The sequence below is a fragment of the Corynebacterium yonathiae genome (assembly GCF_027570195.1).
Classification (GTDB): domain Bacteria; phylum Actinomycetota; class Actinomycetes; order Mycobacteriales; family Mycobacteriaceae; genus Corynebacterium; species Corynebacterium yonathiae.
On sequence record NZ_JAKMUZ010000005.1, the window covers coordinates 91,442 to 106,866 of the forward strand.

Consider the following 15,425-nt stretch of genomic DNA (forward strand, 5'->3'; position numbering starts at 1 on the left):
CATATTCTTCTTCTAGTAGGTTACCGCCCCACCTGCACAATGTCCCAACTACACCCTTTGGCGAAACTCGAGACTTGTGCGCCAATTCACAGGTTTGCAGCAGGGCCATCATCCGAAAGTTCGCACCCCTATCGGGGAAGCCAATTCCAAGGCAGTCGCCAGCTTTCCCTAAGCCGTGGCGTGTTCTGGTTTCTGTCGCTCGAGCCGTAAAGTAGGTGACTAGCAATAGACGCTTATATATAAGGAGCAATCTTTACATGTGCGGACTTCTTGGCATGCTCGCCGCAACAGGCAACGTAGATAAATACGTTGCTGCGCTCGAACGTTCCCTGCCCTGCATGCGCCACCGTGGTCCAGATGCCGCAGGCACCTGGCATGATGGCGATGCCGCCTTTGGCTTTAACCGCCTGTCCATTATTGACCTGGAGCACTCCCACCAACCCCTCCGGTGGGGTCCTGAGGGCCAGCCCGATCGTTACGCCATGACTTTCAATGGCGAAATTTACAACTACGTAGAGCTACGCGAGGAACTCAAGGGCCTTGGTTACACCTTCCAGACCGAAGGCGATGGCGAGCCAATTGTGGTGGGCTACCACCACTGGGGCAACGACGTAGTCAACCACCTGCGCGGCATGTTCGGCATCGCCATCTGGGACACCCATACCAAGACGATGTTTGCCGCTCGCGACCAATTTGGCATCAAGCCGCTTTACTACGCCACCACCGAGGCAGGCACCGTTTTCGCTTCCGAGATGAAGTGCATCCTGGAAATGGCAGACGAAATTGGTCTAGACCTCAGCCTTGACCGTCGCGCAATTGAGCACTACGTCGACTTGCAGTACGTCCCAGAGCCTGAGTCCCTACACGCTAATATCCGCCGCGTGGAATCCGGCTGCACTGTTACTCTCCGCCCGGGCGAGGAAGTTGTTTCCGAGCGTTACTTCAAACCCCGCTTCCCTATCCAACAGGTAAAGCAAGGTGAAGAGCAGCAACTCTTTAACCGGATTGCGGAAGCGCTGGAGGATTCCGTCGCTAAGCACATGCGCGCCGACGTCACTGTGGGCTCTTTCTTGTCGGGCGGCATTGACTCCACCGCTATTGCCACCCTGGCCAAACGCCACAATCCAGACCTACTGACCTTTACTACCGGCTTTGAGCGCGAGGGCTACTCCGAGGTCGATGTCGCGGCAGAGTCCGCGGAAGCTATCGGCGTGGAGCACATCGTCAAGATTGTCTCCCCCGAGGAGTATGCCGAGTCTATCCCGAAAATCATGTGGTATTTGGACAATCCGGTGGCTGATCCGTCGCTGGTGCCGCTGTACTTCGTAGCCCAGGAGGCCCGCAAGCACGTCAAGGTGGTTCTCTCCGGTGAGGGCGCGGACGAGCTCTTTGGTGGCTACACCATCTACAAGGAACCACTATCCCTCGCCCCCTTTGAGAAGATCCCTTCCCCACTGCGCCGCGGGCTGGGCAAGCTCTCCCAGGTGTTGCCAGAAGGCATGAAGGGCAAGTCTCTACTCAACCGTGGCTCAATGACGATGGAAGAGCGTTATTATGGCAACGCCCGTTCCTTCAATTTTGAGCAGATGCAGCGCGTTATTCCGTGGGCGAAGCGCGAGTGGGACCACCGCGAGGTGACCGCACCCATCTACGCCCAGTCCGAAAACTTTGACCCAGTCGCTCGCATGCAGCACCTGGATCTATTTACCTGGATGCGCGGTGACATCCTGGTTAAGGCCGATAAGATCAATATGGCTAACTCCTTGGAGCTGCGCGTGCCTTTCCTGGACAAGGAAGTCTTTAAGGTTGCCGAGTCTATCCCTTATGACCTGAAGATTTCTCACGGCACCACCAAATACGCCCTGCGCAAGGCGATGGAGCAGATCGTTCCGGCCCACGTTTTGCACCGCAAGAAGCTCGGCTTCCCTGTGCCGATGCGCCACTGGTTGGCCGGCGATGAGCTCTACGGCTGGGCCCAGGACACAATCAACGAGTCCCAGACCGAGGACATCTTCAATAAGAAAGAAGTTCTGGAGATGCTCAAGGAGCACCGCGACGGCGTCTCTGATCATTCTCGCCGCCTGTGGACCGTGCTGTCCTTTATGATTTGGCACGGCATTTTTGTGGAAAAGCGCATCGATCCGCAGATCGAGCAGCGCGACTACCCAGTCAAGCTCTAAGAGCTTTCCACGCATATAAAAGGGGGTGGGTGCCACAGGCACCCACCCCCTTTTCTGCCCTTTATTTAGTTGAAGGAATCGCCACAAGCGCAAGAGCCGGTGGCATTCGGGTTGTCGATGGTGAAGCCCTGAGACTCGATGGTGTCAGCGAAGTCAATCTTGGCGCCGGTCAGGTAGGGAACGGACATCTTGTCCACAACGAGGTTTACACCGCCTACCTGATCAACCTTGTCACCATCCAAGGTGCGGTCATCAAAGTAGAGCTGGTAGCGCAGGCCAGCACAGCCACCAGGCTGTACGGCAATGCGCAGAGAGAGATCATCACGGCCTTCCTGATCAAGCAGCGCCTTTGCCTTTGCGGCTGCTGCTTCAGTCAGAATGACGCCGGTTGCGGAAGCTGGAGCGGTCATCACTTCTCCTCATTAAGTATTGGATTCGTTGCCACTACCCTACCCGGTTAGTTCAGGTGGGAAAAGGTAGCCCATACCTACAACACCATGGGCGCCGAGCCTATTCCCCTATTCCTATCTAAACCTTGTAGTGTGAGGAGCGTGAAACTCCCGTGGCAAAATGATGATAAGAACTCCGCTGAGCCCGCCCCTGTGCAAGAGAAAGCGCAGGACGATGCTCAGGACCAGCCCCAGCGCAAGGGCTATACCCCACCAAAGGGTCGTCCTACGCCAAAGCGCTCAGAACAAGAGATTGCACGTGGCGTAAAGCGCGATCCCCATGGCATGTCTGAAGCACAGCGCTACCAGCACCGCAAGGACATGAAGAAGTCCATGAGCAAGGACGAGTGGAAGGAATTTAAGAAAAAGGAGCGCCAAGAGCGCCAGCAGGCGAATCGCGAGCAGCAAGCCCGCATGGCAGATGGCGATCCACGCTACCTTCCTGCTCGCGACCAGGGTTCCGAGCGCGCCTATGTGCGCGATTGGGTAGATGCCCGCCGCAGCTTGAGCAACTGGGTTATGCCAATGGCCTTGGTTCTCATCGTGGTCATGTTCTTGACCTACGCGGTCCCCAGCATTGCGACGATTATTAACGCAGTAGCGATGGTTATCCTGATTATCTTCGCCATTGAGGGCGTCATTCTGGCCCGCCGCTGCAATAATGCTGTGCGCGCCAAGTTCCCCGGCACCACCGAAGCCGGCTTCAGCCTTGGCTTTTATGCTTATTCCCGCGCCAGCCAGCCGCGCAAGTGGCGCATCCCGCGCCCCCGCGTGGAGCTCGGCGCTGACGTTTAGGGAGTCTGCTCATGGCTATTCCGCAGCCCGATAGTCAGGCACGTACCGAAAACGATGCGCAGCTCGCGCCTTTTGGGCGCCTAACCGACGCCGCCCAATGGCTAGCTGCCTGCCAAGGCACTGCCCCCGCGCGCGAGCCACAACGAGTACGCGGCGTTATTTTCGCCAAGCAGGAAACCCCCCTTGCGGCCACCGAAATCGCCGCCAGACGGGCGGAGGCCGGGCTGAATGTAGTCACGGTGACGAATTTTTCCCAAGCATACGGCTTAGGAGCCGCTACTGCGGATGCAGAAATTGATGCCGGCGCGGACCTGATTATTCCGGGGGGCGTCGAAAGCGCCCGAGTGCCAGCCGTGGTCATGGCGACGTTGACGCAAACGGAGCCCGTAGTGATCGTCGGCAAGCAGCATAGCGTAGAAGACTGGAAGCGTGAGGTCACTGAAATCCGCGATGCTATGTTCCATGCCCGCAACCTCGAGGGCATGGAGCTGGTTGAATCTTGCCACTCCGCAGTGCTGGCAGCTGCGGTGGGTTTTATTACCCGGGCTGCAGAACGACGCACGCCTCTGCTTATCGATGCCCCTTTGACCGCCACCGCTGCCCTCCTTGCCGAGCGCGACAATCCTGGCGTTAAAGAGTGGCTCTTCGCCACCACCCTCTCTGCTGCTCCTGCTCACCAGCTGGCGCTGGAAAAACTGTGGCTCCACCCCCTGCATGAGCTGGGAATGGAGCCGGAGCCCGCGCTCGGTGCCCTCGCGGCGCTGCCGATGCTGCTAACCGGAGTGGAGATCGCCTCGGACGCCTAAGGGAGGCCTATTTCACGAGGGTATGGAGCCAACCGTGGGTATCCTCCACGGCACCGCGCTGAATTCCGGTGAGGCGCTCACGCAGGGCCATGGTGATCTCGCCCGCCTGATTGCCATTAACCTGGAAATCCGCAGACTCCCCCATTACCCGGCCCACTGGGGTAATGACCGCGGCCGTGCCGCAGGCAAAGGCCTCCGACATAGCGCCAGATTCCGCATCGCGCTGCCATTCTTCGGTAGTGATGCGGCGCTCGGTGACCTTGTAGCCCAAATCCTGGGCAACCTGCAGAAGAGATTCGCGCGTGATACCCGGCAGCAAGGAGCCGGATAGTTCTGGGGTAACAATCTCCGTATTGTCACCAGAACCATAAACAAACATCAGGTTCATTCCGCCCATCTCCTCGATGTAGCGGCGTTCAACGGCATCCAACCAGACCACCTGGTCACAACCTTTTTCGTCCGCTTGGGCCTGAGCTAGAAGCGAACCTGCATAGTTTCCCGCAAACTTAGCCGCGCCGGTGCCACCGGGAGCGGCGCGAACGTAGTCGGTGGACAACCAGACAGATACCGGCTTGATGCCACCGCTGAAGTAGGAACCCGCTGGGGAGGCGATCAGTACGTAGCGGTAGGAATTGGCCGGATGAACTCCCAGAGAGACCTCAGTAGAGATCATAAAAGGACGCAAGTACAGCGCCGCTTCCCCACCAGCTTCCGGCACCCAGTCCTTGTCCGCCGCAACCAATTGGCGCAGGGATTCGATGAATTCTTCTTGCGGGAGCTCCGGCATGGCTAGACGCTCAGCAGAGTTGATAAAGCGCTGGGCGTTCTGGTCTGGGCGGAAAGTAACAATGGAATCATCAGACTGGCGGTAAGCCTTGATGCCCTCAAAGATCGCCTGGCCATAATGGAATACATTGCTGGCTGGGTCCATCGTCATTGGCCCGTATGGGCGCACCTGAGCATCGTGCCAGCCCTTTTCTTCGGTCCAGTCGATGGTGACCATATGATCCGTAAAGTGCTTGCCAAAGCCAGGGTTGGCAAGGATGTCTCTGAGTTCTTCAACGGAGGTGGGGCTATCGGTACGAGTAATCGTGTAATCAAGCATGCCCACAATCTACCCCTTTATCTATTACAAGGCAGGAATTAGTTCACTGCCACGCGGTACAGTGGAGGGAAGATTGATAAGCCTTTCCATAAAGGAGGATAAAATGGCACCGACCGACCTGCCCGCACGCGGAAACTTTCCCCAGGTAAAGCTGGGAAAGAAGGCTCCCAAGAAGGCGGAAGCACTACTCATCGCCACATTCGAGGGCGAAAGCGGCCTAGAACTGCCGGGCACCACCTTGCTAGGCGGCGCCGCGCTGCGTTCCACCTACGAGGCGCTTGTAGCCGTAGGGGCTTCCGGCAAGGTCGGCGAGGTCACGCGAGTTCCGGCCCCCGCCAAGGCGGGCGTGGCCTCCATCATCGCTGTTGGCTTAGGCGATGCGGAAGAAGTTGACGATGAAACGCTACGACGTGCTGCCGGCCAGGCAGCTCGCTCTATTACCAAGGTGAAGGCCGTAGCCACCTCTCTGGGCGATTTTGGCGTCGCCCCAGTGGTAGAAGGCCTCATCCTTGGTGGCTATAAATACTCTGGCCTGCGCTCCGAGTCGGCTGCGGAGGCTACCACCTACACCGTGGTGGCGGAGAAGTCCGCCCAAGAGGAGTTCGAGAACGCAAAGATTACTGCCGAGTCCGTTCTCATCGCCCGCGACCTTGTTAATACTCCTTCCAACCTGCTCTACCCAGAAACTTACGCCGCATTCCTTTCTACTCAAGCGGCAGATGTGGGCCTTGAGGTGGAGATCTTGGATGAAAAGGCGCTGGAAAAGCAGGGCTTTGGCGGCATCATGGCCGTCGGACGCGGGTCCGCACGCCCGCCACGCCTAGTCCGCTTGAGCTGGAAGCCTAAGAGGGCCAAGCGCCACGTCGCCCTAGTAGGCAAGGGCATCACCTTCGATACCGGCGGCATTTCCTTGAAGCCAGGCGCCAAGATGTGGGACATGATCTCTGACATGGGCGGTTCTGCTGCTATGGCCGCCGCCATCATCGCCGCAGCAAAACTGAACCTCAAGGTCAGCATCACCGCTACCCTGCCACTAGCAGAAAATATGCCGGGCAGCGATGCCACCCGCCCGGGCGATGTAATTACCCACTACGGCGGCATTACCTCCGAAGTTCTCAATACCGATGCTGAAGGACGCCTCGTGCTTGCTGACGCCATTGCGCGCGCCAGCGAAGACAACCCCGACTACCTCATTGAAACTGCTACCTTGACCGGCGCCCAGATGGTCGCCCTAGGTGAGCGCACCGCCGGCGTTATGGGCTCGGAGGAATTCCGTGACCGCATGGCCGAAATCGGTCGCGAGGTGGGTGAAAAGGCATGGGCTATGCCATTGCTGGAAGAACACGAGGAATCGGTAAAGTCCGCCAGCGCAGATATTCGAAACATCAACGCCAAGCGTGAGGGCGGCATGGAATATGCCGCGACCTACCTCCAGAACTTTGTGGGCGAAGGCATCGAATGGGCCCATATCGATGTGGCCGGCCCTTCCTTCAATACCACCGGCGCTTATGGATACACCCCGAAGATGGGCACGGGCGTGCCCACCCGCACGGTGGTAGCTGCACTGCGCGAAATTGCTGAATTAAACTAGCGCCGCAGCAGGCTTTATGGGGTTAAAATCCTAAAGGCATGAAGCCTGCTTTAATCATCGTTGACGTACAAAATGACTTCTGCCCCGGCGGTGCCTTGGGTACCGAGCGGGGCAATGAGGTCGCTGCAAAAATCGCTTCCCTGCAACAGGACTACGAGACCGTCGTAGCCACGCAGGATTGGCACATCGATCCGGGTTCCCACTTTTCTCAGGACCCGGATTTTGTCGATTCTTGGCCCGTACACTGTGTGGCCGATTCCCACGGCGCGGCCATGCATAAAGCGATCGGACCGGCCGAAGCCTACTTCCGCAAAGGGGAATACACCGCCGCCTATTCCGGTTTTGAGGGTGCTGCGAACGGAACCTTGCTCGCGGACTGGTTGCGCGAGCACCGCACCGATGCCGTAGATATCGTGGGAATTGCCACGGACCACTGCGTGCGCGCCACGGCTGCCGACGCCCTTAAGGAGGGCTTTGCCGTCCGAGTTCTGCGTGACTATTGCTCACCGGTAGACGAATCTCGCGGCGAGGCGGCGTTGCAAGAGTTGGCTGCTGCCGGCGCTACGATCTGCTAGACAAAAGAAAACGCCTGCGGCCCTCGAACCGAAAGTGGTCCGAGGGCCGCAGGCGTCTCTCTACAAGGTGTTTCCATGTATCGGCCATCTCAGCCGCCCTCTGGAAACGTGAGGGGTTCTCTCTATCTCTCTCGCATGCGCTCTCTCAAACGCATGAGATAAGTATGAAACACCGATATTGGATACGGATAGAAATATCCTTAAAGTTTCCTGTTGAGTTGTGCCCAAGGTTCCTCCTACCGCCGCTCGACAAAGAAGCGTAAACACCGAAAGTGCGAAAGCCCTGCGCTACGCAAAGCGGTTGTTATAGGGTGATCAGCGTCCCCACGGGTGCCCGAGCACGGGCTGAGAATGCGCTAAAGCTGCGCATAGACCGTTCGAACCTGTTTGGTTAATACCTACGAAGGAAGAGAGGAGCGCTTGCCATGACGGCTGGCCCAGAAAATCATCCTAAGCATTCCTATTCCCCCATTCGACACAACGGCTTAGAGGTCCCAGAGACCGAAATCCACCTGGATGATTCCCCACAAGGCCCCAATGAACCCTTCCGCGTCTATCGCACACGTGGACCACAATGCGCGCCCGAAGAGGGACTACCGGCGCTGCGCAGCGAGTGGATTAGCGACCGCGGAGACACGGAAGAATACACCGGTCGCGGCCGCGAGCTGGCGGATGATGGACGTGCCGCGCAGCGCCGCGGGGCTTCTTCACAGGAGTGGAAGGGGGCTAAGCGCGCCCCGCTTAAGGCTCAGCCTAAGCGCCGCGTAACCCAGATGCACTATGCCCGCCAAGGAGTCATCACCCGCGAAATGGAATTCGTAGCGCTGCGTGAGCACTGCGATCCAGAATTTGTCCGCGCTGAGGTAGCTCGCGGCCGCGCCATTATCCCCAATAATGTCAACCACCCCGAGTCTGAGCCCATGATCATTGGGCGAAAATTCCTCACCAAAATCAACGCCAATATTGGCAACTCCGCGGTTACCTCCTCTATCGAAGAAGAAGTATCCAAACTGCGCTGGGCCACCCAGTGGGGCGCGGACACCGTAATGGACCTTTCCACTGGTGACGATATCCACACCACCCGTGAATGGATCCTGCGCAACTCCCCGGTTCCTATCGGCACCGTACCCATCTACCAAGCTTTGGAAAAGGTCAATGGCGTAGCAGAAGATCTGACCTGGGAAATCTTCCGCGATACCGTCATTGAACAATGCGAACAAGGCGTGGACTATATGACCATCCACGCCGGTGTGCTCTTGGCCTACGTACCGCTGGCGAGCAATCGCGTGACCGGCATAGTCAGCCGCGGGGGTTCCATCATGGCGGGATGGTGCCTTGCTCACCACAAGGAGTCTTTCCTCTACGAGCACTTTGATGAGTTGTGCGAGATCTTCGCCCAGTACGATGTTGCATTTTCACTTGGCGACGGCCTGCGTCCCGGCAGCCTTGCCGATGCAAACGACGCCGCCCAATTTGCTGAGCTTAAGACCATCGGCGAGCTGACCCGCCGCGCGTGGGAGTATGACGTGCAAGTGATGGTGGAAGGGCCCGGGCACGTGCCGCTCAACATGATTCAAGAAAACAACGAGCTGGAGCAAGACTGGGCCTCAGATGCCCCCTTCTATACCCTCGGCCCGCTAGTTACTGATATTGCCCCTGGCTATGACCACATCACTTCCGCTATCGGTGCCGCCCATATCGCCATGGGCGGTACGGCCATGTTGTGCTATGTCACTCCCAAGGAGCACTTGGGACTGCCTAACCGCGATGATGTTAAGACAGGGGTCATTACCTATAAGATTGCGGCGCACTCCGCGGACGTCGCTAAGGGGCATCCAGGCGCCCGCGCCTGGGACGATGCTATGAGCAAAGCCCGCTTTGAATTTCGTTGGAATGACCAATTTGCGCTCTCCCTCGACCCGGAAACCGCGCAGGCTTATCATGACGAAACACTGCCGGCAGAGCCAGCAAAGACCGCACACTTTTGTTCTATGTGCGGGCCAAAGTTCTGCTCCATGCGCATCAGCCAAGACATTCGCGATATGTTCGGCGGGCACATGGCCGAGCTGGGTATGCCCACGCTAGGCGAGCAAGTCCGTGAGGCCGCGAACGGTACTGCACCACAAGAAGGCATGCAGGAAAAATCTGCCGAATTTCGGCGCAAGGGATCTCAGGTGTATTTACGCGAGGACACTAACGCTGACCTAGCTTAAGTCTCGCCCTGTATCTGGATTTTCGCCGCGCTCGAACCGGGCGCGGCGTTGCTTTTGTTCTTCCCTTTTACGCAAAATGCGCTGTCTTTCCATGCGCTCACGCATGCGCTGCGGATAGCCGGTTTCTTCCACGTCATATATATCGCAGTTCAATAATGTAGCCACGGCATCAATACCCTTTGGTCCACCGATGCGACGGCGAATAAACTCGCCGTTTTCATCGACAACCACGACAGACATCTCATTGACTACTGTTTCCGGCTCCACAAAGGCCTCTACGTATAGCTTTCCGGCGGCCCATTGCTTTAAATCCTGTGCGTCCTCCGGGCGGATGGTCTCCCCCGGTCCGCGGGGTGGTCGCAGCGACGATCTGGACTTATTGCGACGGAAGGGGTTGAACATAATTCCCTAGCTTACCCGGAAGGAGGGTAGTTACTAACCCCACATCTGCACGAGGGTGAGCATCACGCTGTAAGATTGTCGGGTAGCGATAGAACACTTCCAACTTTAGAGGAGTCTTATAACTCATGGCGAACTCCGTTGAGATGCCCGAGCTGGGCGAATCCGTTACCGAAGGCACCATCACGCAGTGGCTGAAGTCCGTCGGCGACACCGTCGAGGTAGACGAGCCATTGCTCGAGGTCTCCACCGACAAGGTCGACACCGAAATCCCCTCCCCCGTAGCCGGAACCATTATTGAAATCAAGGCTGACGAGGATGACACCATCGAGGTCGGCGAAGTCATCGCCATCATCGGTGATGAGGATGAGGCAGGCTCCGCATCCAACGATTCCTCCGCTGATGAGGGCAAGGAAAAAGCACAAGAAACTAAGGAAGAGCCGAAGGCTGATTCCTCTAACGGCGACTCTGGTGACGCAGCCGATGTAGAAATGCCAGAACTCGGCGAATCCGTCACCGAAGGCACCATCACCCAGTGGCTGAAGTCCGTCGGCGACACCGTCGAGGTAGACGAGCCACTGCTCGAGGTCTCCACCGACAAGGTCGACACCGAAATTCCTTCCCCAGTAGCAGGCACCCTGGTAGAAATCCTCGCCGACGAGGACGACACCATCGAGGTCGGCGAAGTCATCGCCCGCATCGGCGACGAAAACGCCACCGCATCCTCCTCCGAGGACAAGCCAGAACCAAAGGAAGAAAAGAAGGAAGAGCCACGGGCCGAAGAAAAGGAAGAGAAGAAGGCTGACTCTTCTAAGGGCGGCTCTGGTGACGCAGCCGATGTAGAAATGCCAGAACTCGGCGAATCCGTCACCGAAGGCACCATCACCCAGTGGCTGAAGTCCGTCGGCGACACCGTCGAGGTAGACGAGCCACTGCTCGAGGTCTCCACCGACAAGGTCGACACCGAAATTCCTTCCCCAGTAGCAGGCACCCTGGTAGAAATCCTCGCCGACGAGGACGACACCATCGAGGTCGGCGAAGTCATCGCCCGCATCGGCGACGAAAACGCCACCGCATCCTCCTCCGAGGACAAGCCAGAGCCAAAGGAAGAAAAGAAGCAAGAGCCACGGGCCGAAGAAAAGGAAGAGAAGAAGCCGGAGCCAAAGGCCGAGGAGAAGAAGGAAACCAAGCAGGATTCCTCCCTGAACACCTCCACCAAGGTCAACAATGGCGACAACGTTCCTTATGTCACCCCGCTGGTACGCAAGCTGGCTGATAAGCACGGCGTAGACCTCAACACCGTCGAGGGCACCGGCGTAGGTGGACGAATCCGCAAGCAGGACGTGCTCGCCGCTGCTGGTGAGGGCGAAGCACCTACCAAGTCCAGCGCACAGTCCGATAACTCCCCGCGTGCTCGCTGGTCCACTAAGTCCGTGGATCCGGCTAAGCAGGAGCTTATCGGCACCACGCAGAAGGTCAACCGCATTCGCGAGATCACCGCCTCCAAGATGGTAGAGGCGCTGCAGATTTCCGCACAGCTTACCCACGTGCAGGAAGTCGATATGACTGCTATTTGGGATATGCGCAAGAAGAATAAGCAGGCATTCATCGACAAGCACGGTGCCAACCTGTCCTTCCTGCCGTTCATCGTGAAGGCCACCGCTGAGGCTCTGGTCTCCCACCCGAACGTCAATGCGTCCTACAATCCAGAGACCAAGGAGATGACCTACCACTCGGACGTCAATATCGCTATTGCGGTTGACACCCCGAAGGGCCTGCTCACCCCGGTCATCCACAAGGCGCAGGACATGACCCTGCCGCAGATTGCGCAGCAGATTGCAGAGCTGGCCGATAAGGCCCGTAATAACAAGCTGAAGCCGAACGATCTCACCGGTGCCACCTTCACCGTGACCAACATCGGTTCTGAGGGCGCCATGCTCGACACCCCGATCTTGGTTCCACCACAGGCCGGCATCCTGGGCACCGCGGCCATCGAGAAGCGCCCGGTCGTTGTCAACGAGAACGGCCAGGACGCCATCGCTATCCGCCAGATGTGCTACCTACCATTCACCTACGATCACCAGGTGGTTGACGGTGCGGACGCAGGCCGCTTCATCACCACCATTAAGGATCGCCTGCAGACCGCAGACTTCCAGGCCGACCTCGAAGTTTAAAGGTTCTATCGCCGCTTAAAGCCTCTTAGCCCCACTGTGGGGTTAAGAGGCTTTAGCTTTGTCTGGGGTGCCAAGCGGGGGGTAATAGATCCACCCTCGCCCGACCTACCCTTCTCCTCTTATTCGGGGGTATGCGGGGGCCTTGTATCTAAGCCCATGGTGAACGCACTAGAGACGAGATTAGACAGTGACAAGCTGCATAAAAGTTTCCAAAGAAGGATCGGCTCACCCATTATTAAACATATAATTGGGACGGTTACAGCCATTGTCCCCCACAAAGGAGTCTCACTGACATGGAATTCATCTCCCGCCACCTAGGGCCGGATTCTAAGGAGCAGGCCACGATGCTGGCGAAGGTAGGCTACGACAGCGTGGACGCGCTGGTCGATGCCGCCATTCCGTCCACGATCCGCGCGGCAGAACTGCCTCAGCTTCCTGAAGCACTCTCGGAGGATGAAGCCCAGGCCACGCTGCGGGAGTATGCCAACCAGAACACGGTGCTGAAGTCCTTTTACGGGCAAGGGTTTTCTGACACCCTCACTCCCGCGGTCATCCGCCGCGGTCTGCTGGAAGATGCCGGATGGTATACCGCCTATACCCCATACCAGCCAGAGATCTCTCAAGGACGCCTCGAGGCGCTGCTGAACTTTCAGACCATGATTGAATCGCTGACTGGTCTGCCCATCGCCAACGCCTCCTTGCTGGATGAGGCTTCTGCTACGGCAGAAGCGGTGGGACTTATGTCCCGCGCGGTGAAGAAGGGCCGCCGCGTGGTGCTCGATTCTCGCCTGCACCCGCAGGTACTCACCGTCGCCGCGGAACGCGCCCGCGCGATTGACCTCGAGGTAGAAATCGTAGACTTGCGGGAAGGCCTCGTGGGTGAAGACCTTATTGGCGCCGTTATTGCCTACACCGGCACCGAGGGCGATATCTTTGACCCCTCTACCCTTATCGAGGAGCTGCATACCCGCGGTGCCCTAGCTACCGTGGCCACCGACCCACTCTCCCTGCTCCTGCTGGAAGGCCCTGGCTCGCTAGGCGCCGATATCGTGCTCGGTTCCTCCCAGCGCTTCGGCGTTCCGCTCTTCTTCGGCGGCCCGCACGCTGCTTATATGGCAGTCACGGAAAAGCTCAAGCGCCAGATGCCTGGCCGCATTGTCGGCGTATCCAAGGATGCAGATGGCCGCCCGGCATACCGCTTGGCACTGCAGACCCGCGAGCAGCACATCCGCCGCGAGCGCGCCACCTCCAATATCTGCACTGCACAGGCACTGCTAGCCAACGTCGCTTCCATGTACGCCGTCTACCACGGTCCGCAAGGCCTCAAAGCCATCGCCCAACGCATCCACGGGCTTGCTTCTTCCTTTGCACAGTCGCTCAAGGATGCCGGAAAGCAGCTGGTCACCGAGGACTTCTTCGATACCATTACCGTTTCCGGCGTCGATGCCGCTGCCATTAAGGCAGGCCTTCAACAGGAGGGCTACCTCGTGCGCACCATTGGCGAGGACAAGGTATCGGTGTCCTTTGGTGAGTCGGCGACAAAGGGGGACGTCGCCAAGCTTGCCCAAGCCTTCGGTGCCGAGGCGGTCGAAGCAGATTTTGCCTTGCCGGAGAACTTACAGCGCAGCGAGGAGCCACTCCAGCACGAGATCTTCAACCGCATCCATTCCGAGACCCAGATGCTGCGCTACCTGCGCAAGCTGGCCGATAAGGACCTGGCTCTTGACCGCACCATGATCCCGCTGGGTTCCTGCACGATGAAGCTCAACCCCACCGCCGCCATGGAGCCCATTTCCCGGCCGGAGTTTGCAGGCATCCACCCCTACGCTCCGGAAGAAACCACCGCCGGCTGGCGTGCATTGGTCGAGGAGATTGAAGGCTGGTTGGCCGAGCTTACCGGTTATGCCAGGGTGTCCATCCAGCCCAATGCCGGGTCCCAGGGTGAGCTAGCAGGCTTGCTGGCTATCCGTCGCTACCACGTGGCCAATGGCGATAATGAGCGCGATGTCGTGCTCATTCCGGCTTCTGCCCACGGCACGAATGCGGCCTCAGCTACGCTGGCTAACCTGCGCGTTGTTGTGGTCAAGACGGCCGAAGACGGCTCTATTGACCTGGCGGATTTGGATGACAAGATTGCCAAGCACGGCAACCACATCGCTGGCATTATGGTGACCTACCCGTCCACCCACGGCGTCTTTGACCCAGAGGTGCGCGATGTATGCGAGAAGGTCCACGCGGTGGGCGGCCAGGTCTACATCGACGGGGCAAATATGAACGCGCTAACCGGCTGGGCCCGTCCAGGCCAATTCGGTGGCGATGTCTCCCACCTCAACCTGCACAAGACCTTTACTATTCCGCACGGCGGTGGCGGTCCGGGCGTGGGTCCGGTGGCAGTGGCGGAGCACCTCATTCCTTTCTTGCCCACCAATGCCGCAGATCCGCAGTTGGATGCCACCACCGCTACCCCGGTCGGTCAGGGTGTCCCGATTACCAATACTAAGTACGGCTCGGCCGGCGTGCTGCCGATTTCCTGGTCGTACCTAGCTATGACCGGTGCACAAGGTCTGGAGCAGGCTTCCGCCCACGCAATTTTAGGCGCGAACTACCTCGCCAAATCCTTGGAAGATTCCTTCCCGGTGCTCTATACCGGCAATGCTGGCTTGGTTGCCCACGAGTGCATTCTGGATCTGCGCGCGCTTACCGATGCCTCCGGGGTCACCGCTGCGGACGTAGCCAAGCGCCTCGTAGACTTTGGCTTCCACGCCCCCACCCTGGCTTTCCCTGTGGCCGGCACCCTTATGGTCGAGCCCACCGAGTCCGAAGACTTGGGCGAGCTGGATCGTTTCATTGAAGCCATGCATACCATCCGGGCCGAGATCCAAGAAATTATCGACGGCGAAGTGTCCTACGAGGACTCCGTAATCCACCACGCACCATTTACCGCAGAGTCCGTTAGCGCCAATGCATGGGACTTTGACTTTAGCCGTGAGAAGGCCGCGTGGCCGGTGAAATCTTTGCGCCAAAGCTACAAGTACTTCCCGCCGGTGCGCCGCATCGACGAGGCCTACGGCGACCGCAACTTGGTCTGCAGCTGCCCGCCGCCTGAAGCTTTCGATATCGCCGATTCTGAGGAGTAAT

11 protein-coding genes and 1 riboswitch are annotated in these 15,425 nt (G+C 58.3%); of the genes, 8 read left to right on the forward strand and 3 right to left on the reverse strand.

Annotation, left to right across the window (positions count from 1 at the left end; translation table 11 throughout):
- Positions 1-257 precede the first annotated feature (257 nt).
- Positions 258-2,180 (forward strand): asparagine synthase (glutamine-hydrolyzing), encoded by a 1,923-nt coding sequence (asnB, locus tag L8V22_RS03810; protein ID WP_238799387.1) that lies wholly within the window; start codon positions 258-260, stop codon positions 2,178-2,180.
- A gap of 65 nt (positions 2,181-2,245) precedes the next feature.
- Here asnB and L8V22_RS03815 read toward each other — a convergent pair whose 3' ends face one another.
- Positions 2,246-2,590 (reverse strand): HesB/IscA family protein, encoded by a 345-nt coding sequence (locus L8V22_RS03815; RefSeq protein ID WP_005324455.1) that lies wholly within the window; start codon positions 2,588-2,590, stop codon positions 2,246-2,248.
- A 141-nt stretch (positions 2,591-2,731) separates the two neighbouring features.
- Here L8V22_RS03815 and L8V22_RS03820 point away from each other — a divergent pair, with 141 nt between their 5' ends.
- Complete coding sequence (locus L8V22_RS03820; RefSeq protein ID WP_238799386.1) at positions 2,732-3,424, forward strand: DUF3043 domain-containing protein; 693 nt, start codon at positions 2,732-2,734, stop codon at positions 3,422-3,424.
- An 11-nt stretch (positions 3,425-3,435) separates the two neighbouring features.
- Positions 3,436-4,230: a nicotinate-nucleotide--dimethylbenzimidazole phosphoribosyltransferase gene (locus L8V22_RS03825; protein ID WP_238799385.1), complete on the forward strand. Its 795-nt coding sequence runs from the start codon at positions 3,436-3,438 to the stop codon at positions 4,228-4,230.
- Positions 4,231-4,237: 7 nt separating this feature from the next.
- Here the strand turns inward: L8V22_RS03825 and L8V22_RS03830 are convergent, their stop codons facing one another.
- Positions 4,238-5,335, reverse strand: coding sequence for a branched-chain amino acid aminotransferase (locus L8V22_RS03830; RefSeq protein WP_255711641.1), 1,098 nt, complete (start codon positions 5,333-5,335; stop codon positions 4,238-4,240).
- 103 nt (positions 5,336-5,438) lie between these two features.
- On the opposite strand from L8V22_RS03830, the gene L8V22_RS03835 reads away from it, so the two are divergent.
- From L8V22_RS03835 to thiC, 3 genes are all read left to right on the forward strand, one after another.
- Positions 5,439-6,926: a leucyl aminopeptidase gene (locus L8V22_RS03835; protein WP_238799383.1), complete on the forward strand. Its 1,488-nt coding sequence runs from the start codon at positions 5,439-5,441 to the stop codon at positions 6,924-6,926.
- 38 nt (positions 6,927-6,964) lie between these two features.
- Entirely contained in the window at positions 6,965-7,501 is a 537-nt protein-coding gene (locus L8V22_RS03840; protein ID WP_238799382.1) for an isochorismatase family protein, read from the forward strand.
- Between the two features lie 316 nt (positions 7,502-7,817).
- Positions 7,818-7,928, forward strand: a riboswitch (TPP riboswitch).
- Positions 7,927-9,714: a phosphomethylpyrimidine synthase ThiC gene (thiC, locus tag L8V22_RS03845; protein WP_238799381.1), complete on the forward strand. Its 1,788-nt coding sequence runs from the start codon at positions 7,927-7,929 to the stop codon at positions 9,712-9,714. It overlaps the preceding riboswitch by 2 nt.
- On the opposite strand, the gene L8V22_RS03850 is transcribed toward thiC, so the two are convergent.
- Complete coding sequence (locus L8V22_RS03850) at positions 9,706-10,116, reverse strand: oxidoreductase (protein WP_238799380.1); 411 nt, start codon at positions 10,114-10,116, stop codon at positions 9,706-9,708. The two genes, thiC and L8V22_RS03850, sit on opposite strands and share 9 nt — an antisense overlap.
- Positions 10,117-10,241: 125 nt before the next feature.
- On the opposite strand from L8V22_RS03850, the gene sucB reads away from it, so the two are divergent.
- Both sucB and gcvP read left to right on the forward strand, forming a co-directional pair.
- Entirely contained in the window at positions 10,242-12,287 is a 2,046-nt protein-coding gene (gene sucB, locus L8V22_RS03855) for a 2-oxoglutarate dehydrogenase, E2 component, dihydrolipoamide succinyltransferase (protein ID WP_238799379.1), read from the forward strand.
- 293 nt (positions 12,288-12,580) lie between these two features.
- Positions 12,581-15,424 carry an aminomethyl-transferring glycine dehydrogenase gene (gene gcvP, locus L8V22_RS03860; protein WP_238799378.1) on the forward strand — a complete coding sequence of 948 codons (2,844 nt, stop codon included), beginning with the start codon at positions 12,581-12,583 and terminating at the stop codon, positions 15,422-15,424.
- Position 15,425 lies beyond the last annotated feature (1 nt).

Bases quoted from the DNA above. Each gene is read 5' to 3' on its own strand.
- asnB (WP_238799387.1), top strand. From the start codon at position 258: ATGTGCGGACTTCTTGGCATGCTCGCCGCAACAGGCAACGTAGATAAA.
- L8V22_RS03815 (WP_005324455.1), bottom strand. From the start codon at position 2,590: ATGACCGCTCCAGCTTCCGCAACCGGCGTCATTCTGACTGAAGCAGCA.
- L8V22_RS03825 (WP_238799385.1), top strand. From the start codon at position 3,436: ATGGCTATTCCGCAGCCCGATAGTCAGGCACGTACCGAAAACGATGCG.
- L8V22_RS03830 (WP_255711641.1), bottom strand. From the start codon at position 5,335: ATGCTTGATTACACGATTACTCGTACCGATAGCCCCACCTCCGTTGAA.
- L8V22_RS03835 (WP_238799383.1), top strand. From the start codon at position 5,439: ATGGCACCGACCGACCTGCCCGCACGCGGAAACTTTCCCCAGGTAAAG.
- L8V22_RS03840 (WP_238799382.1), top strand. From the start codon at position 6,965: ATGAAGCCTGCTTTAATCATCGTTGACGTACAAAATGACTTCTGCCCC.
- thiC (WP_238799381.1), top strand. From the start codon at position 7,927: ATGACGGCTGGCCCAGAAAATCATCCTAAGCATTCCTATTCCCCCATT.
- L8V22_RS03850 (WP_238799380.1), bottom strand. From the start codon at position 10,116: ATGTTCAACCCCTTCCGTCGCAATAAGTCCAGATCGTCGCTGCGACCA.
- sucB (WP_238799379.1), top strand. From the start codon at position 10,242: ATGGCGAACTCCGTTGAGATGCCCGAGCTGGGCGAATCCGTTACCGAA.
- gcvP (WP_238799378.1), top strand. From the start codon at position 12,581: ATGGAATTCATCTCCCGCCACCTAGGGCCGGATTCTAAGGAGCAGGCC.